The sequence below is a fragment of the Pseudescherichia vulneris NBRC 102420 genome (genome assembly GCF_000759795.1).
Taxonomy (GTDB): Bacteria; Pseudomonadota; Gammaproteobacteria; order Enterobacterales; family Enterobacteriaceae; genus Pseudescherichia; species Pseudescherichia vulneris.
This window is the reverse complement of sequence record NZ_BBMZ01000008.1, coordinates 335895-358299: the sequence shown is the minus strand read 5'-3', so window position 1 is coordinate 358299 and position 22405 is coordinate 335895. Positions and strand designations below refer to the sequence as shown.

Genomic DNA, 22405 nt, shown 5'->3' with positions numbered 1-22405 from the left:
CGGCATCAACCAGGGAGCACATCATGAAACAGTCATTGAAAAAACAGCAGGGGTTTACCTTAATCGAGCTGATGGTGCTTAGTACAGCTAAAATGAAGTACTTAATTTAAAATTAATGGATAGACATAACTCGCTGATTTATCTGTAATTTACTTAGAAGTACTCAACCGTTACCACTTCACATACTACGTTCGTGCCATGCCACTGATCCCGGTAGATTGAGGTATCGATACCGCACCCTGCTTCAAACGTCCAGCCAGTATCTTGAGCGAATTTCTGGTACTTCCCTGATTCTCTCCGCTCATAGCAATGTACCCCACTGTAGACAAACCCTGCACTACCCTGTGGAACAATCCATACCCCATATGGGGCTAAGGTACTGCCGTGTTCGATCACCTTGTACTCAAACTCTGAACCAGAGTACTTACCAGTTTTGATATCACTGGTCTTGATCTTACCGAAGGGTGGATTGCCATAAACAACATCGTACCGTTCTGAAGTTGTAAAAGTTAATGCATCACCAGTAACCCACTCTGCTTCCGGGAGTACCCTCTTACCAATCATCACGTACTCTGGATTGAGTTCTACACAAGTAATGTTCTCTGGTTTGTTCCGCTGATACTGATCGAAGGATAGCCGTCCAATACCTGCACATAGTTCAATGCAACGTCCAGTACATCCGGCATCAATGATAAAGTCCCATGAGAGCATTTCTGGAGTAAAGAATGCCCCAGTAGCCCCTACTGCATCCCCTGCATAGTTCTGGAGGATAAACTCTTTTTCTTCATATTTGAGTACCCGATCTGAATGTACTAACTCCATCACTTGCTGATGTAATTTCGTTTCCTTTTTTGTTAATTTTACCATAATCTATACCTGTACAATTTAAGTACGGGTATTTAGGAAAAAATAATGAAAAACCTTTGGATGATGTTAATTGCATTTGCTTTAACAGGTTGTGCAATGGTTCAGTACAATGATGGTAAAACTGTTAGTATTCAGGCTGACGCTTGGTATGGTTTAGATAGTTTACAGAAAACAGCTAATAACGCATGTAAGCAGTATGGTAAATCGAAAGCAACTTATACCCATAGTGCTAACATGAACCCGAATCTACCCGCAGGAACAGGTGTACAAAATACTATCTGGGAATGTAAGTGAAAAAAGGTTGTCTCATATGAGGCAACCTTTTTAAGTGAAGGATTTAATGAATTAGCTTTAATTTTCGAAATAACCTTTAACAGTTATAGAGAATGATTTAAAAAACTTATATTTTTCATCTAACTTATTCTGTTCTTTCCTTAACTCATTAATTAACTTTAAGTATTTTAAACTTTCCTCTCTTAAATGCTCATCATCATTTTCATCTATTAAATTTCGTATCTTCTCAAGCGTAGAAAGTGCTTCAGCGGTCAAGGAAAGTATTTTACCAAAGGCAATGCTTGTAAAATCATCGTAAAAGGAATTTAACTTTTCTTTAAAAGCCCATCCTAACTTTTCTATAAAAATGATATTGTCATCTAAAGTACGTCTCAACTCATATATACTATAAAGCTTTTCGTTATACTCTCTAATATTTTCTAAAGTCGGCATGTACTCTTTTCCACGTTGGGGTAAGGCAGCAATCATAACGCCGTAATAATCGCAAATGCCGTATATGCTGGAATGAACATTTGCTATATCTCTATAATTATGTAACACAATTTGCTTAGATAATTGGTATGCATCCTCATCCATCTTTTGTCTTTGCCAATCCTTAGCAATAAGATAACCACCTAATGCCGCTGCTGCCATTGCCAAATTGCAAAAAGCTGAGATCCAGTCTGTTAGATTGCTTTTCTCAATATCACCTCTATAAAGTGAAAAAAGGAAAGCAGAGAATATAGCCAATAGAAGTATGCCACCTAATATTTTATATATTAATTTCATTTGAATATCTCATTACAATGATACACATGCATACTAAATCATTAAAAAAGAACGATCAACACAAATCCTCATAACTACACTTTAACTACCAGATAGTAGAAGTACAATGATTCTAATAATGTCCCCTAAAGGTAGTTGAAAAACAACGATTCCAAAATAATCGAGTAAAGGTACAATCACGTAGCTATATGCTAAAATCGCAACACATACATAACCTAATGCATTACGCCAACTATAACCCTGTTTGATCTCTTCCCTATTAGTTTCATTAACATCATTTGCAATCTGTTTAGTACCTTCACTTTTCTTCTGAAAGAACCCTACCCCAGCTTTGATAACTTCTAAAATTAAATTAATCATTATTTTGCATCCTGCATAATCTGACATACACATGAATAAACGCGATGCCCCTTGAAAACGTGGTTAAAGAGATATAGTACCTTCACATTAACCATATTCTTGAGTAGTTCAACCGATAGTGCATCATCCTCGTTAACACGCGGCGTATTATCATGACTGAACGTATAAACTACTAAATCACCCTGCCCCTTATCTACTTTCTTTTTAATGTACTTACTACCTGATAGTGCATTGTCATATGGAATGGTTACACTAACTGGGGTGATTGTCTGAAATGAAAAATCTTTCAGTACTGTATAGTCATAACAGGGGAATTGTTCTAAATCTGTCATTTTAATTTCTCCAACGGTAATCGAATGTACCGCGTAATGTTCTTAGTTGTTGTATTACCCTCTTCTCTGTTTCATCATAAAAATCAAATAGTGGTTTTCTACCTACTGAACCGTAGTACCCAATTACTCGCTTATCTCGTGCAAGTTTTGGGTTACGCTTTGATGATTTCTTTGTTGTGTCGATGAGGTATGTATTGCCGTTACTACTCTTAATCTTCTTGTACTTATTACTCTGAGATCTGGCACGTAGCTGTGTAATGTTACCCTGCTTCGTTAGCTTGGCGTTCTGGTACGGTATCATCTTCGACTCTGGACGATGTGAGTACTGAGGATCGAGAATGTACTTCAGATAAGAAGATTGATTTGGCAGTACTATAATCTGGTTAACAGTTTCGTTCTGATTAACCTTCTGAAACTTAAACTTCAAACTGCGAGTAGTAAACGGTACTGCCCCACCCTTTACCTCCTGGTTTAGCTTTACTTGCATCTGCTGAGTTACGGTACGCATTCTCGTGCTTAGTTCTTTTTTAAACTGATCACCTATCTTCGGACTATTGTTATTGATAAACCGTCTCATATCATTGGGACTATTACCCCTACGCCATGTCATTACTGTAACTCCCCAATTAATGTTTGAATAACTCCATACAGAGCTGCACCATTGAGAGGTAAACGAGCTTTGCACATAACAGCTTTGTTTAAATTATCCGGTAGTAGGCCGAACATACAGATCAATGCAGCTTCTACTATTGCCGCTTCATTTGCTGTTTTGAAACACCATAAGATAGATTTTTCATAATCGTATCCAGCATCAATGAGTTTATTAACTTTTGTACTACTTCCCGTGTACTTCTTCCAGTCGCTTGACTGTGTAGTACTTAATAGCTTCTTAGCATCTCGTAGCCGCTTATATACATTCTTCATACCGATATAAAACCGACCATCTTCAAAACGGATAATATAAACAAACGAAGCGTAATTGCCGCTATCTACATCTGTTAATTCCCATTGTTCTGGATTATACATTTCCCAGTCTTTCGTAATTCTCATAATAAATACTCCTATATATGGAATATTTATTAGGAATTACATAAATGGAATTAAAAGAACGATTAAAAATCTATGAAGGTACAAAAGAGTATCAGGCAAAGTTCAAGTACTTTAGAGATGGTAAGTTTTACCCTTATGCGGATTCGCTGGGTAAAATGACTGTAGGTTATGGTCATCTCATTAAACAAGGGGAAGATTATTCAAAGGGGCTTACTGAAGAAGAAGCCGACAAACTACTATCAAAAGATTTAGCAAATGCGGTACTTCAAGTACAATCATTAGGGATTGATGTACCATCCGATTGGAATGATTTTCTAATTCTCATGACCTTCCAGTTAGGGATCAATGGAGTAAAGAATTTTAAAAAAATGATTGCCGCATTGAATGAGAAAAATTATCGTGAAGCAGTACTTCAAGCTCAGGATTCTAAATGGAATGCACAAACACCATTCCGTGTACGTGATATGGTTTCTCATCTAATCAACAAATAATAAAAAGGGGCTTAAGCCCCTTTTGTGTTTTCTAAAATTGTTAAAATCTTTTCAACTTTTAAGTTCATCTGGTTAATTTGATTCTCCAGACTTTTTAGCATTTTCTTCATTTCGTCTTGTTCTGTCTCAAGGCGTTCGATAGTACTTTCTGCAAGTACAACCTTAGTCTCAATAGTACTTACTCTTTTCTGAAGATCTTCTGTATCTGAACTTTTATCACGGTAGATTGACCAAAGTAGTGCAACCCCCGCAATAGCCAGTGATACGATAGTTCCAATATCCATCATGTACCTCTTTATTCTTATTATTATTGGAATGGGGTTTTCACCCCATATTATTTATGCATTACTTACTGGATTCTCACCCGCACGGTACAACATGATATCTAATCGATCATCCACAACCTTACCGATACCAATACCACAACTACCAGTACGATCATCAGATGCCATTACGTATATGTAATTCATCCTTCCACGACCTACCGCAGGAATAATGAGATTATCAACATCAAAGGTTTTCGGTGCATATTTACCGCCAGTACCTGCATCAAATGACCAGATTAACTGATTAGCAAGACCATCACCCCCCATGAAAACCTGAAACATGTTCCATTTCCATGCACCAAAAATCAGGTGGATATTACTATTCAAAACTCGGTCAAAGTCTTCACCATTAATTCTTAAGGCGGTATAAAGCCTTCCAGCTACTGGTGTAGTACCCCAGATGTTTGGGCTACGTTCTACCCCACTTGTTTGTGGTCTGCACTGATCACCAAGTATTCTTGCAGCAGATAGAGTACCTTTAATGGTACAGCTATCATTGATAGTTACGTTATCCAAAGTACCAGATGTTGCCTGAATATTACCTCTAACAGTGACATTACCAAAATATGCAGACCCATCCTTATTCATCATCCAGCCATAAAAACCATTCCAATTAGCACTTTGTAGCTGTTGGGATATTTTAGCTGAATCAATAATACCATCTTGAAGGTGAAAATTTTGTACGCTCAATTGTGCTATTTTGGAACTATCGATAGCGGCAGTTTGTATCTTCGCTCGTGAGACGCTGAGATCATTTATCATAGCTTCATTGATCGATGCCGTGGCAATAACTGCCGAATTAATAAAAGTTTTTCCGTTCTGTACTACAAATGGGTAAACCTTATCACTCTGCTTGGCACTATCAGTACTGATGATACTAAAGCGATCTGCCATAACCGTAAACACAGAATCCTTTTCATCTGCTGCTAATGCGATACCTGTTACGTTACCATTATTGGATACTTGTACCTGCCAGCGTGAACCAAGCTCATCTACGATCTGTTTCTCAACAATACCAGTAGCAACATCACTTTTTAGAAGATTATCAACTACATCATCATTAAGCTTACTGTACGGTACTTTCGTGTTCTGGTTAAAACCAATAGTTGGCGACCATACAAGTTCATCGGCTCCAAACACGTCTTGAGCAGCCACGCGTGCATACCAAGATCCGTCCTCAATTCCAAATGAAGTACTATAGCGGTTAGTAGAGCTGAAGTACTTAGAGCCTGAGCTAAATCCCTCATCCTTGGCGATCTGCATTACAATACCTGCATAATCCGGTACGTTAGATTCTGTCCAGTCAATGAATACAGAGTCAAAACCGCTCTTAAGGTTGATACCCAATAATTGTGGATGTTGTGGGTTGCTTACTTCAATCTGCACTTCTTCTGAGTAGATACCAGTACCCCAGCCGTGTGCAATAATACCGAATACTCTATAACGGTTTAGACCATCACTCGTATTCATTGCAAAGGTATATGTCCAGGTATTGGTAGTTGTATAGTACGATTTAATATACTTACGGTAACGGTCATATACGCGGATCTCATAGTACTTAAAGAAGTCTGCAAAGGTTTTACCGTTTACTACTGTAGAACTTTGATCATCCCACTGAAATATGAAATCTTGTGCATATGTTTGGTTTAAGCTTAAATCATCATTCACCATATCCAGATTAGTAATCTTCGGTAGTGCAAAGATGACTTGTGGCATCTGGTTGTAGATAGCAACTAACTCTGATGAATAACCAAGGGTATTGTACGCTTCGATACCAAAATCAATCTGAACACCATATACAAGATTCAAAATCTCGAAACTGGTTGAGTACTGGCCTACGTTGCCAATGTTGATCCAGGTAGTTGAATCGCTACGCTTGTACCGAATCTTGTAACCACGTACTGAGGTATCTTGACTCAGATCCCATGAGAGTAGTACCGCATTACCAGAAGCCGTAGCACCTAAACGCTGTGCTCTTAGGTTGCTTGGTGGGGCAACATAGGTTGGGTTCGGTAGGTTGGTTAGCCCTTCCTGTGGGAATCGTCCCGGATCTTTACCCTGATAGATACCATCATCATACGAGATTGCAGTAATCTGAATGATACCCGTCTTATCTACTGTCATTGGTACAGTACGAGATACTACCCGGTACTTGTTGTTTTCAAAACCAGCTTCTTTAAAACTGATGGTGAAAACATCAAATACTTTCATATCAGTAATGTAAGTATTAAAAGTGATTGTATTGTGAATGTACTTTGATTTTAATAGCTCAATATTACTTAGTGTTGCTAACTGAGTTTTGTCCTGAATCCATTTGTAGTTCAAATCTTTCTTAATGATATAGCCATCTTTTACTACTGTATCGTTATTGATTGCATCACTTGGAAAACGAATAATATCTTCTGAATAGTCATTCTCGGGATTCGTGTAAGTACTATCCATCGTATTAACATATTCCGATTTAGTACCTGTAGTAATGTTGACGCTACCGATGATATTACTTTCATCAAAATGCTGTACTGGAAGATCTGGTGCATCTACGGTAAGATAAAGTACACCGTTTGATTCATACAGAACACCACCGAAAGTACTTAACATCGCTTCAATATTTTCTTTGTAGGATTTATCATACTGAATAGAGCCATTTGAATAAAAGTGGTTTGCCTTACAGTAGTTAGCCATATTACGAAAACTTGTAATATCAATATCACTTGGGTTTAGTCCAAATCCAAACTCTGTATTCGTAATAAAGTCATAAATCTGGCTTGGTGGGTTTGAACTTGGTTTTTTAATATTATCTGTTAGGTCATAAATTAGCCTCCCTTTCATCTCTACTGAGAGGGTGTAATTCATGTTTGTTAAAATACCATCAATTAATGAATCGTTAGTTTTTTTAATCACAGTACAAATCTGTACTAAACCATCACCTCGCATATCATCAGTCCAGCGACTACCGCCATACTGACGTGCTAATGTCATTGAACCACCGTAAGAAGGTTTTCCGAAACGTACTTCAATCTGTAGATAATTTCTAAATTTCGGTAATAACATTGACTGGGGTAGTTGCCCTTCGGCGGTAATGAATGCTCCATCAACAAGTATTGGTGCGTTATCAATGTACAGTTGTTTGATAACTCCACCGCCAGCAGTACCGGCACCTGGCTCTAAACCTATCTCACTGATACTAATTGCATGTACCGTACAGAGCTGGTTAGACGTTCCCTGAGGTACGTTCTGCCAGACCACGATCGATCCTACCTTGGTATAGGCTGGATCAAGGTTGTTCCGGTTAGTACCGCCATACACGATGGGTATACCAGTACTGGGACTCGTTGACCGGGCGTTACTACTACCAGTACTGGGATATGAAACACCAGATTGTCCTATGCTCATCATCTGTGAAGATGAAATGTAAGATAATGCCGCAGTACCAATACCTACTGCCACAATTGCCAGTACTGATAGTCCTGCTGCATAAGCCGCAGCCGCTGCACTTGCCCCGGCGATTAATGCTACTCCTAATGCTGCAACAGCCATTGTTTATTACTCCCCGTAAATCTGTATATTTTTTGTTTTTGATCCGGGTTGAAATAAGAAACGATATATTTAGTTTTATCTTCTGAAAGTACTACTACCTTGCCCCGCCAGTACACAGTACTATGGCCTGATGCAATAATAATATCCCCGTCTAATGGTTCATTAACTAATTCGCCTTTCTCTTTACATAACCCGAGTAATGTAGGAAATGAGCAATGTTCTTTTGCATATTTTCTACCTGCTGTTGGTGTATTGTATTTCTGATATATTTCATCACGGTAATCAGAACCTGTGATCATATCAATTACTGTGAGTACCATAACGTGGCAATCGTTCTCACCATAAACTAATGGCTTCCCTGCCAAAGTACTAAGATACTCTGTTATAAATCCATTTTTCATAATTATTTCTTACTACTCTTCCAGTTCTGCTCACTCGCGTTGAGAATATTAATTAGGTCAAAAAAGTGATCATTAGCATGAGTACTTTGATGAATGCTTGTACTTGATAGTAACCGTTGAGTTTGATCTAATTTTTTCCAGATACTATTCAGTGTAACTGTCGTTGTATTGGTAGTATCTGTACCCTGCATACTAAAATCTGAGCTAAAGTAATCCACATAACCACTAAAGATTCGATAGGCGTAAAGAATCGAACCATCAGCAGGATTAACAATACCCATCCAGATATTAACCTTTGCATCATTCCAAAGGCCACGTAGTGCCATCGATAGATAATCCTGACTAACATTACTAACCTTGAAAGAAGTACCATTATTGTTAATCTGGTTCTTCTCTACATAGTTTGCAAAGCTTGAATCAAGAAAGTCCGGTACAGATTGATAAACAATCCCGTTATAGTTTTGGTCTGCAATAGAATCTGTAAGATAGATATTACTTCCCTGAGCTGGTAACAGGTCTATCAACTTAACCATAATCCCACACTGGTATAGTTCTTTCTCTGTAAGAGTACTTTTACTATCCCCTCTCATCATGTTCCAGTAGTTCACCAGTACTGGATTATTCAGTACATTATTTGGAATTGACATATTACCCCCTGATGTTTTCGGTGGCTTGAATTGTCACTTCAATAACGTTAGTACTTGGAAGCTGATAGGTAGCGTTCTGAGGCGTTAGGATAAAAGAACCTTGTAAGTTATCGTACATGAGTACTTCACTTGTCTGGATGGCTCTCGTTAAGCCTGGGAAGATAGTAATGGTGTAACCATCGTTACCGACAACTCTATATAGTTTTTTGTGTCCATTGAATTGTACTAAACTACCAATCTCTAAAGTATTTTGTGTAACGGCAATAGAAGTAGCTCCGGCAGCTCTTGCCCCGGTAGCCTGGATACCAGATGTTTGAGTACCAGTATATGAACCCCACCACCCTAATGACATATCGAACGGCTTGCCATACGCATATGAAGCATAGAAGTTTGCTAACTCGTTACGGTACTTTTTGTTTAGGGTTACTTTAAAACTCAGGGTATAGTACTGTACTCCAACCATACGGGTAATAGTCTCACCCGACCATGTTTGATTTTGATATTGTGGAATATTATCAGATAGTACATATTCGCTGATTAATGCGTTATTAAACATTTAATAATCCTTTATTAATAAGCCCACGTCCTGTGGGCTACATTGTATTTATACGTTTTTCTTCTGAGATTTACGAATTACCTGTACTAAAGTATCAGCGTGCCTGTCACACATTTCCTGAAACTTACTATCTGAAAGTTCTCCAGCATTTTGGATAATTAACGGGGCATCAATTTTAATATCACCAGTACTACTACTTCCCTGATTGCTCAAGTACTTTGTAAGATCCTGGTTTAGAGACTTCCCTACTACACGCTCGCCTTTTTCAAGATTGTACGTACCAGTACTGGGTAGTGAGTCCCAACCGTCATGAGCCTGACCCTGGATCTTAGTACCTTTGATAGTACTCATAATCTTTGCACCTTCCGCTGCAACCTTGAGTCCAGCCGGGATACCCAGGGGCCAACCGAGCTTCATTGCCTCACTTATACCTTGCTGTATGTTGATCATACTCTGGGCCACGGCTACGCCTTTGGAGATCGCGAAACTTGCAACGGCTGCGGCGTTCGACTCGCCAAAAGCCCCGGCCATCATAGTACCGAGATTTTCAGCACCAGTTGCGTACATACTGAGGGTCTTGTTAGCAGCATCAGTGTTTGCCTGAGCGATCTTATTACTGGTGGCATCATTGATTGCTAACATACGATCTTGATACTCCTGATCCCCAAGAAGCTTGGCTTCGTATAGTTGTTGGTTAAGTGCAAGTTCTGCCTGACCGTCAGTACTGATCTTATCGAGGGTACTTTGCCCGGCTGTCATCTGGAACGGACTGGTACTGTCTATACCAAGGCGTTCATCCTGTGCGTTCTGTATGTCTGAAAGTTGAGTACCGTTGATGTTGTTCCCACCGATAGCGGCAATGTTCTGTGCCAGCTTCTTGGGATCGGACTCATTCAACATAGATTCCGTCATTTCCTTGAACATACGCTTACGAGACTCGTATTGACCCTTCAGCATCTCTGTAACTTCTGCTTCAGATGTACCTAACGTTTTTGCACTGTCCCGGATACGAGTTTCGATAGCGTTCTGTTGTTCAGTGAACTGCTGTACCTGTACCTGAGCACCAGTACCGGCGATAGCGGTTAGGGTTTGCTGTAATACCTTCTGTGCCTGGATGCGTTTTGCGTCGGCCTGTTTCTGAGCTGCTTCAGCCTTCTTCCCTTCAGCCTCTGCTTTCTTCTTGGCGGCGTCGGCGGCCTTGTCCTCTTCAGCAGTTAGACTTTTTACAAGATCTGCACGTTTCTTTTTGTAACCTTCACTAAGTGTATCGATATCGGCCTGCATGGCTTTAGTATTACCACCGTAAGCCTTAAGTACACTCTTCTCAATCGCTTCCTTGGTCTGCTTGTACTGTACATCCAGAGCATCGATAGAATCCTGAGTAGCCTGTTTCGCTGTCTGGAAAGTTTTCATTGAGGCAGTGATAGTACTTTTCTCAACGCCCTTACTGTAATCAGCAATAGTACTCTTCAGATTATCTAAATTGGCCTGTGCTAACCCTACGGCAAAACTTAAATTATTATTAAGCTGCATCGAATCTTTTTCACTTTGTTCTGCTAACTGTTGTCCAAAGATAGAACTATTTTTGAGTAAGTTTTGTTGAAAACCTTGCTGATAGTTTTTGACGCGATCTAAGCCCTCTTGCCCGGTAGCAGCGGCTGCGGCGGCAACGGGTTTACTATTAAGGATACGAGTCATTAAATTTAAAATATCAGCAAGATTACTTGCAATCGGTGCAATCGCAGAGTTATTCCATTTTTCCCAAGCGATAGATAATGTGGCAGTACTTTCACGATATTTTTCAAATGCTGTACTTTGTTCCTCAGTTAACTGAACTTGTTGAGTACTTAAATTATTATTGTACTCCTGTTCGCTATTGTATTGCTTGAGTACTGTTAACCTTTTGGCTGCATCACTACCCATAGTCTCAAACATATTGACCATCTGAGAAGCACTTAAACCCTGAGCTTTTGCAGCGAAATAGATATGTGCATAAACATCTTCGCCAGCATCTGCCATCTTTTGTAATTCAAGAATATTTAATCTCAATGGTTGAACCACGTCGGTCAAAAAAGACCCTGCCCCATTTGTCAATGCATCACCAATACGATCTTTTAAATCTTTTTGTTGATCGGCAATATTCTCAATAGTTAATCCTACAGTCGCATATATGTTAGCCATTTGCTGTAGTTGAGTAATACCCATTTGAGATAAAGAACCAGCCTGGAAAATTTCAAAAGCCTTTTCTGATTGAGCTGCTACTTTTGCCATAGTACCAGCAATTGCTAAACCAGCTACACCAACTGCCCCAGCTAAACTACCTACAGCTATTTGTGTTTGTGATAAACCAGCAGTAATACCAGAGAATGAACCCCCGGCCCTGTTACTAAAATCACCGATACTATTTGCGGCATTTTTTAATGATCTTTGTAAACCAGATTCATCACCTCTGATTTCAAATATCATTGCCTGTGTATTATTTTGTGCCATTTGGTTTTACTCCCATCCATGTGAGCATGTTATTTTTATTTTGTTCTGCGATCCGCTTCTCTCTTTCTACTTGTCGTTCTGCCAGTGTTTGGTTAGACACTAAATTCAAAGAATCCAATTCGTGAATATTAAATTTATGAATATCTTCCTTTTTTATATTACCAGTACTCAACCATATAGCCTGTAGTAGTTCTGTATGTCGAATCTGTTCTATCTGTGCAGAATCAGGATTTACTGTTTCGTTATAAATTAAGAGATAGTAAAAAAGCAAAATGGGCATGGTGCAGAGTTCTTCCACACCACACCCATTTTTATTAAGTAGAGATAGGCCCAATTTTAAAATCGGATCGCGTCTCACTTTACCTCTACGTCTTCCGGTTTGAATGCTTCGGCAAAAACACGACCAACTTCATTATTCAGCTTTAACTGAATAGTTAGGTCTACATTTTTTTCTACTTGTTCTGCTGAATCAAAGATTTGTTTACCAGACTCATCCACTACACAATAAAAAATAGCTTTGAATGGATCAGCAACTTCTGCGTTATCTTTAATTGATGGTAGTTTGATATAAACTGTAACTTCTTCAGTAAGTTTGAATGGGGTAAGTTTTACGCCAATAACTTCCATTAAATTATCAAAGTTCATTCATTATTCTCCAGACAGTTCACCAGTAGCTACTGGAGCACCAGTTACAGAGATAACAAAATCACGATTAACAGCACTGTCAAAATCTCCAGAGATTGCATCAGAACTTACATACCCATTCACTACAGAATAATAAGCTGAACCTGTAAAACCTGGATTTTGATAATAGGTTACTTTAACTTGAATCAGTTGCTGGGAAGTTGCAGCAGCGGCAAGTTTCTCCTGGCCTACTGCACCCGGACGCCATAGTACTGAAAGGTTAAGATCAGGTACGCTACGACTACCAACTAATTTTTTTGCATATTGTTCACCAAAAACATTCACACTCACAACGGTACTTTCTGCCCCTGCTGCGGCTGGGAACGCACTAACATCTTCGACGGTTGTAAAAGAAGTAGCCTGGCCGCCACCTACTGGTGCATCAGCGATTTCTACCTTAACGTTGTTACCAACAAAAATTGAATTAAACATAATTTATTCCTTTAAATTTAGGGTGAAATTCCTTTTCACCCCTTCTTCTTATTTATATATAAAGGTTGTAGTACTTCATATAAAGCCCTAAACCTCTGAGTAGTTCCCCTGTATAGAATCCAAAGTACATACTATTATTTTGTTCTGTTGTCTCATTACCGCTTCTGATAGCTGGACTCCAGCAACCATTCATTACATGATTTGGTGTAATTACATCGTAGTTATTTTGAATCTCTGTAAACAACAAATCTAATAGCTCATGATCTGGATAACCAGCAATAGCCATCATTGAAGCACCTGCTAACCATAACCCGGACATATGACCTGTAAAACCATCGTAAAGTACTTCACCAGTATCTTTAAAATACGTTGGTGCATGACCATCATTGTTTTTCATGAACCACTTTAGGTAGTTCATCCAGTTCAGGCAGTACATAATGATGTTCTGAGGTATCGCATAATCACCACGTTGATAAAGTTCATGTACTACATCACATCCGGCAAAAAAGGCACGAGGTTCATAACCTGACCAGGCTTCTGCATACCAGTGCTGCATGAGAAACGTATCTGGTTCCTCACCATCTGGTAAGTACGCTAATGCGTCTTGTCTATTCCAAACAAAAGCCTGAGCACATGGGCCAGGTAATACGGGCTTGAACTTATTAGTAAACCAGTTTTGTGCATCACAGAGGAATTTAATACTGTTATTTAGTCTCACTTCATCAATTGGAGTGCCTTTAAAACACCATATAGCGGGCAGTTGATACCCCGGATATGGTAATCCCCTCCAGCCAGAATAAAGCTGTGCATATGGATCTGTAATATTACTGAATGGTATTAGACCTGGTGTATATGCGAGACTATCAAGCATGTATTGTTTGATTGTACAATCACCCAAGCGGGCAGTATAACCATTACCTGTACTATCATTGAAAGTTAAACTTAGTAGTACCGAATAATCACCCGTACCGCCATCATCATATAGTTCTGGCAAATCATTAATACAATACCAGTCAATACGTCCAGATACGCCATCTACAGGTTCATCATCAAGTAGTAACGTAAAATCTTCTCTACCCGTCAGTGTTGGTGAAGCCGGAATTGGGTCGGGTTGAATTTCTGCCCCATCCTCTGGATCTGTAACTAATGGATGATCTGGTTGGTAACTATTAAGTTTAAAATCCGTGATAGAAAATACTTTTGTAACCCATTCACCATTAGTTGCTGGTAACATAGCCCACCAACGCCAGTTGTTATCATCGCTAATACGAAAATTAAAATTATCGTTATAGCTGCGATATGTGAAAGTACCAATATCCTGTTTCTCATTATCAAAAATCCAGAAACCAACAACCATACCGCCGTCACTGTCCATAGTACTTGTAACAACATTATCGTAGCACTTGCCTGCAATACCTGACTGGTACTCAAACTTGGTAACAGTATTAGAACCATAATCACTAATCATACGTAGATCGGCTGTAAGGTATTGCCCGCCGTCTGGTTTACTGACCCGTGTAAAATGATTCATTGGTACATTCATCGCCGTAATGCTGCCATCTGTAGTAGTGATTGGCAGACCGCAACGGTACTTAATAGCACCCTCTTCTGTTTTCGTTTTATTAACTGTTAGTGATACTGCAAGACTTAAAGCACTACCAGAGGTATCTACACCGCCATATTCAACATAAAAATTACTGGTATTCTTGAACTTAAACCATATTGATTGCTGTTCTAACGTAGTTTGAGCTGTTGCACTTTGATTGATGACAATGAACCCTTGCTCATCTCGTGAGTATGTAGCGGCCTGTTCGCGTGGGTAGTAGTAGGAGTAGCTGATTCCATCTGTGAACGGTGTACTCGCTGCTGTAGATTTACGGAAAAACTGATCGTACTTATCAATGTCTGAGTACCCAATACATGTAATCAAAGAGTTTTGCCACGCTAACCAGTACTGCCGATCTCCTGTGATATCCCAGAGTAATTTACTGGCCTGACAGAACCACAATTCAGCGTCGGAAGCATTATCAGCGAAATCAAGATCTCCATAGTTATCGATAGGTACATGTACGGGTCTATTGTGCCAACGTTCATTACGTCCTAAGAGATAACCACCATGTTCTACCGGGTTACGGGTTGCATAGTTGAAGCGGTACATACCATTGATAGAAGTATCCTTGAGCTGTACTGTACCGATCTCACTTGTAAGCCCAGCTTCCAGTACATCACCATTACTATCTACCTTGCGGCCTGTACGGTCTACGATCCAATCTACGTCATAGGTAGGTGCTTTGTTGTTCCAGTCAGTACTACCTTCTGAATCCCATGTATACACGGTTGCGTTTACCTGGTTCCAGCCCAATGAGGCACGTTCTGGAAAGGCAAACCATATAGCATCTAAGTACTCTCCGTAGTTTGGAGAACCATGAGGTATTTGAGTACGTCCGTTAGTCCAGTTGAACAGTACCCCTTTGAATCCACCATGAGTGGGGTATTCAGGATCTAATGGGTAATGGGCCAGTACTGGAGCTTTACCATTACATATCCAGTTGCAACGTAGAGATCCATCCGGCGGATCTGGGAACGCTACCCCTCTGTAGTAACCTTTGTGATAACCGTTAAAAAAATTTTTCGCTAATTCCAGATAGTGAGGCTGCTTTGTGGCTTGATAAGCATAAATTGCACCAAGGATTGCTAAAGCCTCACTTTCTGTGGGTGAATCTCCTTCAGGCTGGGCTTCCCAACCTGTTTCCGCGATGAAATGCCTGTTGTTAGCGATGATAAAATCAGGATTTAAAATGTAATGCTGTGTCTTATTATCAGTAGTTAATCCAGTGTTTCGGTCTAAAAATTTCAGATGCCCTTCAATCATCTGTAGGCCATTGTTTATATTGCTTTTTCTAATCATTAGTGTAAATCCGCCAATTGGAGTGAGCCGTACCAGGTACTGCCCCCGTCTACGGATAAAAATTGAAATATGTCTGTTGAATCTTTAGAGAATGTCAGTACTGGAGGACGACCAAAAGACCATTTCACATTACTCGGCCACTCTATTTTATTTGCACCCGTACCCTGAGTAATGCATACAGTTATTGTCTGACTGTTCTTATTACCGCCAGCATTGATAATTGATAGTTGAGTATTCGGTACTGACAAAGTAGCAGTGAAAGTACGTTTACCGTCTGACATATCAAGTTCTAAGGTTTCATTAACGGTATTTAGGTTTTTAATATCCTGAGTAATGGTAACTTTAGTATCAATATTTGCCTGTAATGCTGCATCTTTTGCATCAATTTGTGCTTTCGAATAAGTACCAACATCATTAAAGTTAAGGTTAACAGCAGAACTTAATGGATAGCCGTTAACAGTAGTAATACGCAGGGCAAAGAGATCATTTGCCTGAGAACGTGAATATACATCCGAAATATCGGCGGCAACTAACTGAATATTAGTACCAGATAGTGGCTTATTATTAATTAAGAAAGTTTTCGGCACGTAATTACTATTACTATAACTTAGGCTCGCCATATCCGTTAGCTGTGCTGCCGTTAGAGTAATATTACCTGTCAGTGGTAATCCGTTTACAGTAACGCTTTTTGCAACAAAGTTAGTATTAATTTGAGTCTGTGAATAAACATCTAAAATATCTGACGCTACGAGGTTCAGTGAAGTACCTGATAGTGCATGTCCGTTAAGCTGGAAAATCTTTGGTAAGTACTTGGCATCTGCCTGTGTCTTTGAGTACACATCAGAGATATCAGCGGCTAAGAGTGTGATGTTACCGCTAAGTATCTTGCCGTTGATTGTCCGGCTGACAGGTACATACCCTGCCAGATCACTGGCGGCTGCTGCACCAAGTTCTGACAGTGTAGGTTTGTCTGCACTGGTATAGACCTTGTACCAGGCACCCATAGAAGCACTGGAGTAGTTACGTACATCGATAACCGGCGTACCAGTTTTCGATACTACGAGCTGAGTACCATAACCTGCATCCAGGTTAGAGATCCCAAGCATATCAGTACCAGTTCTGGAAGAAGCTGAAGGAACTTTGATGAATGCGTTACCGTCACGGCCCTGGTAACTACTGAACTCGGCCCCGTTAGAACCTATACCCCAGTTACCACGGTATAACTCAACCTGAGACTGATCGATGATACCTGAAGATACTAATGCATTAGGTGAGAACACATATGAGCGGGTAACAACGTTATCGTAATCAGAAGTATCGGTACGGGATACCAAATAACCATTGTACATTGCATAGTTAATCGTAGTGTCGTTAGTACCTTCATCTGGCATCTCTACTTTGACCTGTACCAGTTCCTGAGAGTCTACAAGAGCATCGAGAGTACTATGTACTGAGGGTACGTAACTCACCTGTAGTGTCATGTCCTGATAGGTACTTTCACCCATAGCTTTGTATGTGTACTCAGTGTTGTACGTCTCTACTGTTCGGCTTGCAGTACTTTCACCGAAGCTCGGGAATGCTGAAAGATCTTGTACCTGACTAAATGATTTTGAGTTTGGATCGGTATTGGTTGTATCGGTATTCACCCATACTGAGGTTAAGTTACCTGTAAAAATTTGTCCCATAATTATTCCCCATAACTAAATGAAATTGTTTGTGTATGTACGTATGGGGTATCTGTGGCTTCTGCCTGATTCGTCATTAAACTTTCTTCAATACGAATATTGAAAATAGCCATTGCCAAAGTACTATCAAGTTCATCAAAAAAATCTGGTGTAAAAAGTGCTGCGAGAAGTTTTTCAACTTCATCAGAAGCACCTTTGAAACTTTGCCCTACTGATACAAATTCAACCCTGAACTCACTTAAATAACGTACATCATCGGGTACTAACTGCCCACTCTGAATGTGATTTGCTCGTGAGATTTGAGTACGTGTAACGTTACTGTCGCCAATATAAACCATTGCGTTTTTATCTACTGAAGCTTTCGAGGGGTGTTGAAGGTTTATAAAATTACTTAATTTATTCATCAGATGTTTTCTGATTGCATAGTCTGCCGTGAACATTAGATATCCCCTAAATCGATATTTTTTATATAGTGATAATTTGATAGACCGCTTAGGTCATCTTCAATTCTATTTATTTTGTATTCTGTATTATCGATAGAGAATGTACTGTTAAGTTTCAGACCAGACTTTGCAGTGAAGTATGTAATAGTAACCTGAACTCCTTCAAAAAAAATATCGTCTTGTTCAAATATGGCTTTTATAGTTATTGATTTACCATCCTGAACAATGACGAGATTTTCCGCGAAAGCATTAAGTAGGGATTCGCATTGCGAATTACTAAAAAATGCTCTCATTTATTCACCATTAAGCTGTTTTAATTTTTAGTTGTACAAATGCCTCAGTATGTACAAGGGCAACATCGCTATAGTCCCACACACGATAAACAACAGTATTAGAACTACGATAAGTAGTATCGTCATAATCGACTTCTTGTCCCTGCCAGCTTGCGATTAGAACATTATCAAATTGACCGATCAGGATAGTATCATCAGCAATAAATTCAGATACTACTACCGGTACTTCATCGTTTAGCCACATAGTTTCTGCACGATGACCTTCTACCATTGCAAGACCTGCACTGTTTCCCAGTACTGGAGTTAGACGCATTTTAGATAGTGTTTTTGCGTTCATTACTGCTTTGCAACGACGAACATCAACATTAGCAGTACCCAGAGAGGCGATTGCACCCTGAACATCTTTTTCAGTTAATGCACCTACAGCAGAGGTTTTAACTACCGGAGCAGCAGCAGCAATTTTATCAAATACGGATTGTTCTAAACCCTGAGCTGCATAGCGTAGTAGTTCTGCCTGAACAAATGATTCAATATTTGGTGCAGTAAGAATTGCAGTTTTAGAAACGGGAATAGCACCAGCAAATGTTTTTGGAGATAAATTTACTTTGCTGAAAGATGCGAATGAATCCTGTACTTCTTCACCTTCACTATAGAACTTGAAAACTTGTGCAACACCATCAGCTTTAGGGATGGATAGAGTACCACGACCTGCAAGACCACTATAAACAGTTGGGCTTAGTTCACCAAGTACAGATAGTTTTAGTAGTTCAGGAATGTACTGATCTTGTAGGTCTTCAGCTACGAGGCCAGCCGCAGTAGTGGTATTAGTAGATGGTACTACAGCACGTACATAACCATTTGCACCACGTTGATATTGATCGAGTGCAGATACATCGCCAGTTTTAATAGCACGTACCATATCCTTAATTAAGTTTTTTTCCATTGTTTTGATATCCTTATCATTAACAGAATTTTTGTTATCATTAATTTGACGTTTGAAATCGGTGACGCTAATTCCTTTAGCAATGGCATCCGATACATCAATATTGAGTACTTTACCGATTGAAGTAAGTTCTTGTTGACGTTCTACTTCAGCAGAGTTATCAATTACTGGTTCTTCTACGGCTGTTTCTTGTTTAGTTAATTTATTTAGTAATTCAGGACGATTAGAGATAATTTCTAATAGCTCTTCATCACTTTGTTCTGAACGGGTAGCTACTTCTTCTTTGAGTACTTCAACTTCCTGTACTTCTTCTTGAATAACTTTCGTTTCAATTACAGGTTCAATAATTTCCTGTGTCTCTTCCATGAGTTCACCTTCTTGAATTGTTTCACTGTTACTATTTAGTAAATTCAATTCATTAAGGTTTTCATATGCGTCAATACTTCTACCGACCTGACAATTAGTATCTGCCGGGATACTTACCAGAGAAATTTCTAAGGGAGTGAATTTTGTAACTACAATATTGTTTCCTTCAATACGGTAATCATCAATGTTATACCCTACAGAAATATGTGTAAGTACTCCTTCCTGAATCATGTCCCATTCATCATTTGCAGTACTGCTAATTCGAAGGGTTGCACGGCCTACACGGTCAACATCGATGCGTGAGTCAATAACAGCCCCTATCAATAGATCTCGATTATGGTTATAAAGTACGGCCCCAGAATTATTAAGACGGCGTAAATCTACATTGTCTGGGCCACAAAGAAGAATTTCGTTATATACTTCACCATTAATTTCACGCTCTACGGGCTGTTCACTACAAAACGCTACATCAATAGTACGTGATTCAGTATTAATCGCCTGGTGGGGTACTTGTAGTTCCCTCTTGTTGTTCTTGAGTTCCATCCTGGACTACTTCCTTATTATTTGCCCTCTCCTTTTCAATTTCTTCAAGTACAACGCGTGGATCACCACCCATTTCACTAATGACCTGAGTTTTAGATTTCAAACCTGCATTAAGCTGTGCTATTTCTGCCTGAATGTCTTTTAATGGATCTAAACTGATAGGTTTTTGTGGTATATAACGAGCACATACCAGATCTTCAAAATCTGAAAATTTGAGATTTAATTTATTATTATTAAACATTTCATTCATTAACCAAGCTGTATAAATTGGTTTGAGTACTTTATTGATTAGAACATTGGTACGGGTACGAAATGTTGTTGCCTGAAGTTTTTCTGTTAAACGTGCTGCACTAAATGAAGCGTTTGAGGTATCTGCTAACAGAGCTTGCTTAGTGACATTTAACCCCATACTAATTTGATTCATTAGCTCGGTAGTAAATTCACTAATACCATCTGTACCATTAGTAGGAGAGATAGTTTTTATATCCTGATTCTTACCTAACTCACCAATAAAACCGGGTTCAAAGTACTCTGTATAAACTGGAGTGATTGTATCTTCTTCACCGTCAATCAAATTCACCTGACTATTATCACTACTATTTGTAATATAGGCCATAGTCGAAGCAGAAACGCGTTTTGCAGTAAGAGCCGCCTCTGTGAAACTCTTAAGATCATCGATTAATTTTGAAGTTGCAACAAGATCGGGAGTTCCGCGTTCCTGGCCCTGAACATCAGCTATAAAGTAGTGACAAATTTCACTTGCTGGAATAACTTCATAATTACCAGTATCAAAAGTATAAGTAACTGGATTGTACTTACAGAAATAATAATTCAATGGCCTATGGTACTTATCAAATTGAATCCCGTTACTAATATAGGTGTTATCTGGAAGTACTTGATTGTTAACCTGCGTTAGTCTTGCTGCATCAAGAATTTCAAGCTTGATCTGACCATCTATATTGTGAATACGGATAAAACATTCGCCGTCTTGTACACGAACTTTCTCAATAGTTTGTTGAAAAAGATCAAAAGATAGTGCTCCATCAATACTAAAACTTTCTGCATTGTACGCCCATCTATCGAATAATTTTTCTAACTGCTTATTAATTTCATGTAATTCTTCATCACTTTTATCAAGCTCTACTGCTGGTTTGCAATAAATCCCATCACTACCTACTACCCCATCTACTGAGAGGTTCATGTACTTACGCCCAATAGGATTTTTAAGAACAGCCTCACGGCTGTACGCTCGCATTGTTGGTAAGGTACGTAGTAAAAGGAGGTTGATATTCGCACCACTATTGGCATTGAAGCCGAAGTTTAGTACGGGAGAAGTACGTGCCGCCTGAAGATCCTTTTTTAAGGTACTTGATTGAGTTTGTGCTCTTTGATTACTCTTTTTTGGTTTATCTTGTCTTTTTTCTTTTTTCCAAAACATTAGCGGATACCCCATCTATTTGGATAGTTGGGATCTCGAAAAATGGTAATACTCTTGAAGGGCTTGCCATTTCCATTGGCTGGTTTACCATTCATTTTTCCCCATAGTTCATTTGCACGCAGTACATACCGTTCACGCATTGCCTGAAGCGATGAATATGATTCCCTAACTAAAGTTTTATTGTTTATTGTAATTTGATAGTTACCGCCACCTTCAATATTTGCCGCAATCACCTCATCAATTTCATTGATCAGGCGTACAAGCCTTGCATATTCGGAGGTAAATTTTGTAGGATCAATTACCTCACTCTGAAAGTTTGTTGCATTGCCATCAGTAATTTGAGTACAAAAGAGTTTTTCACTTCCTGTACTAATAGCTAATGGCAGCGAAAATGTTTTATCAATATTAGATGCCTGATTATCTAATGTCGTGCTTTGACCTGACGTGAGATAATTAATGACTAATAGTGTTTTGGCGGGTACATTTACGCTTATTTCATATGGATTTGATACCATATAAATCTTTTCTGGTAATAGGTTTGCCATTTGATA

Annotated in this window: 24 protein-coding genes; 3 read left to right on the top strand and 21 right to left on the bottom strand. The window is 39.1% G+C overall.

Going from position 1 to position 22405, the window contains the following annotated elements:
- Positions 1 to 23 precede the first annotated feature (23 nt).
- On the top strand, positions 24 to 110 hold the full coding sequence (locus EV102420_RS22870; protein WP_115084489.1) for a prepilin-type N-terminal cleavage/methylation domain-containing protein: 87 nt from the start codon (positions 24 to 26) through the stop codon (positions 108 to 110).
- Between the two features lie 43 nt (positions 111 to 153).
- Here the strand turns inward: EV102420_RS22870 and EV102420_RS07545 are convergent, their stop codons facing one another.
- The gene (locus EV102420_RS07545; RefSeq protein WP_042390524.1) at positions 154 to 867 is read right to left on the bottom strand and encodes a class I SAM-dependent methyltransferase; all 714 of its coding nucleotides are present in this window, start codon (positions 865 to 867) and stop codon (positions 154 to 156) included.
- Positions 868 to 912: 45 nt separating this feature from the next.
- On the opposite strand from EV102420_RS07545, the gene EV102420_RS21210 reads away from it, so the two are divergent.
- On the top strand, positions 913 to 1161 hold the full coding sequence (locus EV102420_RS21210) for a hypothetical protein (RefSeq protein ID WP_255211659.1): 249 nt from the start codon (positions 913 to 915) through the stop codon (positions 1159 to 1161).
- A 57-nt stretch (positions 1162 to 1218) separates the two neighbouring features.
- Here EV102420_RS21210 and EV102420_RS07540 read toward each other — a convergent pair whose 3' ends face one another.
- From EV102420_RS07540 to EV102420_RS07520, 4 genes are all read right to left on the bottom strand, one after another.
- On the bottom strand, positions 1219 to 1929 hold the full coding sequence (locus tag EV102420_RS07540; RefSeq protein WP_042390523.1) for a hypothetical protein: 711 nt from the start codon (positions 1927 to 1929) through the stop codon (positions 1219 to 1221).
- Positions 1930 to 2010: 81 nt separating this feature from the next.
- Positions 2011 to 2289 (bottom strand): hypothetical protein, encoded by a 279-nt coding sequence (locus EV102420_RS07535; protein ID WP_042390520.1) that lies wholly within the window; start codon positions 2287 to 2289, stop codon positions 2011 to 2013.
- Positions 2289 to 2621: a hypothetical protein gene (locus tag EV102420_RS07530; RefSeq protein WP_042390517.1), complete on the bottom strand. Its 333-nt coding sequence runs from the start codon at positions 2619 to 2621 to the stop codon at positions 2289 to 2291. The genes EV102420_RS07535 and EV102420_RS07530 overlap by 1 nt, the downstream gene beginning before the upstream one ends.
- A 609-nt stretch (positions 2622 to 3230) precedes the next feature.
- Positions 3231 to 3671, bottom strand: coding sequence for a GIY-YIG nuclease family protein (locus EV102420_RS07520; RefSeq protein ID WP_042390516.1), 441 nt, complete (start codon positions 3669 to 3671; stop codon positions 3231 to 3233).
- 44 nt (positions 3672 to 3715) lie between these two features.
- Between EV102420_RS07520 and EV102420_RS07515 the strand changes: the two genes are divergently transcribed.
- Entirely contained in the window at positions 3716 to 4162 is a 447-nt protein-coding gene (locus EV102420_RS07515; RefSeq protein ID WP_042390513.1) for a glycoside hydrolase family protein, read from the top strand.
- Between the two features lie 11 nt (positions 4163 to 4173).
- Here EV102420_RS07515 and EV102420_RS07510 read toward each other — a convergent pair whose 3' ends face one another.
- The 16 genes from EV102420_RS07510 to EV102420_RS07440 are packed head-to-tail and all read right to left on the bottom strand — an operon-like array spanning position 4174 to position 22399.
- On the bottom strand, positions 4174 to 4449 hold the full coding sequence (locus EV102420_RS07510) for a hypothetical protein (protein WP_255211658.1): 276 nt from the start codon (positions 4447 to 4449) through the stop codon (positions 4174 to 4176).
- Between the two features lie 51 nt (positions 4450 to 4500).
- The gene (locus tag EV102420_RS07505) at positions 4501 to 8025 is read right to left on the bottom strand and encodes a phage tail tip fiber protein (protein ID WP_077776501.1); all 3525 of its coding nucleotides are present in this window, start codon (positions 8023 to 8025) and stop codon (positions 4501 to 4503) included.
- Positions 8007 to 8426, bottom strand: coding sequence for a DUF6950 family protein (locus tag EV102420_RS07500; protein WP_042390508.1), 420 nt, complete (start codon positions 8424 to 8426; stop codon positions 8007 to 8009). The genes EV102420_RS07505 and EV102420_RS07500 overlap by 19 nt, the downstream gene beginning before the upstream one ends.
- Positions 8427 to 8428: 2 nt before the next feature.
- Positions 8429 to 9073: a hypothetical protein gene (locus EV102420_RS07495; protein ID WP_042390506.1), complete on the bottom strand. Its 645-nt coding sequence runs from the start codon at positions 9071 to 9073 to the stop codon at positions 8429 to 8431.
- 1 nt (position 9074) lies between these two features.
- Complete coding sequence (locus EV102420_RS07490) at positions 9075 to 9629, bottom strand: hypothetical protein (RefSeq protein WP_042390504.1); 555 nt, start codon at positions 9627 to 9629, stop codon at positions 9075 to 9077.
- Between the two features lie 48 nt (positions 9630 to 9677).
- Positions 9678 to 12119, bottom strand: a complete 2442-nt coding sequence (locus EV102420_RS07485) for a hypothetical protein (RefSeq protein ID WP_131406002.1) — start codon at positions 12117 to 12119, stop codon at positions 9678 to 9680.
- Positions 12106 to 12477, bottom strand: a complete 372-nt coding sequence (locus EV102420_RS07480; protein ID WP_131406001.1) for a hypothetical protein — start codon at positions 12475 to 12477, stop codon at positions 12106 to 12108. Before EV102420_RS07480 ends, EV102420_RS07485 begins: the two co-directional genes overlap by 14 nt.
- The gene (locus tag EV102420_RS07475; RefSeq protein WP_042390499.1) at positions 12474 to 12764 is read right to left on the bottom strand and encodes a hypothetical protein; all 291 of its coding nucleotides are present in this window, start codon (positions 12762 to 12764) and stop codon (positions 12474 to 12476) included. The genes EV102420_RS07480 and EV102420_RS07475 overlap by 4 nt, the downstream gene beginning before the upstream one ends.
- 3 nt (positions 12765 to 12767) lie before the next feature.
- Positions 12768 to 13235, bottom strand: coding sequence for a hypothetical protein (locus EV102420_RS22305; protein ID WP_072015205.1), 468 nt, complete (start codon positions 13233 to 13235; stop codon positions 12768 to 12770).
- A gap of 52 nt (positions 13236 to 13287) precedes the next feature.
- On the bottom strand, positions 13288 to 16143 hold the full coding sequence (locus tag EV102420_RS07470) for a hypothetical protein (RefSeq protein ID WP_042390497.1): 2856 nt from the start codon (positions 16141 to 16143) through the stop codon (positions 13288 to 13290).
- On the bottom strand, positions 16143 to 17828 hold the full coding sequence (locus tag EV102420_RS20860) for a hypothetical protein (protein WP_052512332.1): 1686 nt from the start codon (positions 17826 to 17828) through the stop codon (positions 16143 to 16145). The genes EV102420_RS07470 and EV102420_RS20860 overlap by 1 nt, the downstream gene beginning before the upstream one ends.
- 2 nt (positions 17829 to 17830) lie before the next feature.
- Positions 17831 to 18232 (bottom strand): hypothetical protein, encoded by a 402-nt coding sequence (locus EV102420_RS07460; protein WP_131406000.1) that lies wholly within the window; start codon positions 18230 to 18232, stop codon positions 17831 to 17833.
- A gap of 35 nt (positions 18233 to 18267) precedes the next feature.
- Positions 18268 to 18564, bottom strand: a complete 297-nt coding sequence (locus EV102420_RS07455; RefSeq protein ID WP_042390495.1) for a hypothetical protein — start codon at positions 18562 to 18564, stop codon at positions 18268 to 18270.
- Positions 18565 to 18574: 10 nt separating this feature from the next.
- Positions 18575 to 20416, bottom strand: coding sequence for a phage major capsid protein (locus EV102420_RS07450; protein ID WP_042390494.1), 1842 nt, complete (start codon positions 20414 to 20416; stop codon positions 18575 to 18577).
- Positions 20364 to 21854, bottom strand: coding sequence for a phage portal protein (locus tag EV102420_RS07445; protein ID WP_042390493.1), 1491 nt, complete (start codon positions 21852 to 21854; stop codon positions 20364 to 20366). The genes EV102420_RS07450 and EV102420_RS07445 overlap by 53 nt, the downstream gene beginning before the upstream one ends.
- Complete coding sequence (locus EV102420_RS07440; protein WP_052512331.1) at positions 21854 to 22399, bottom strand: hypothetical protein; 546 nt, start codon at positions 22397 to 22399, stop codon at positions 21854 to 21856. Before EV102420_RS07440 ends, EV102420_RS07445 begins: the two co-directional genes overlap by 1 nt.
- Positions 22400 to 22405: the final 6 nt, after the last annotated feature.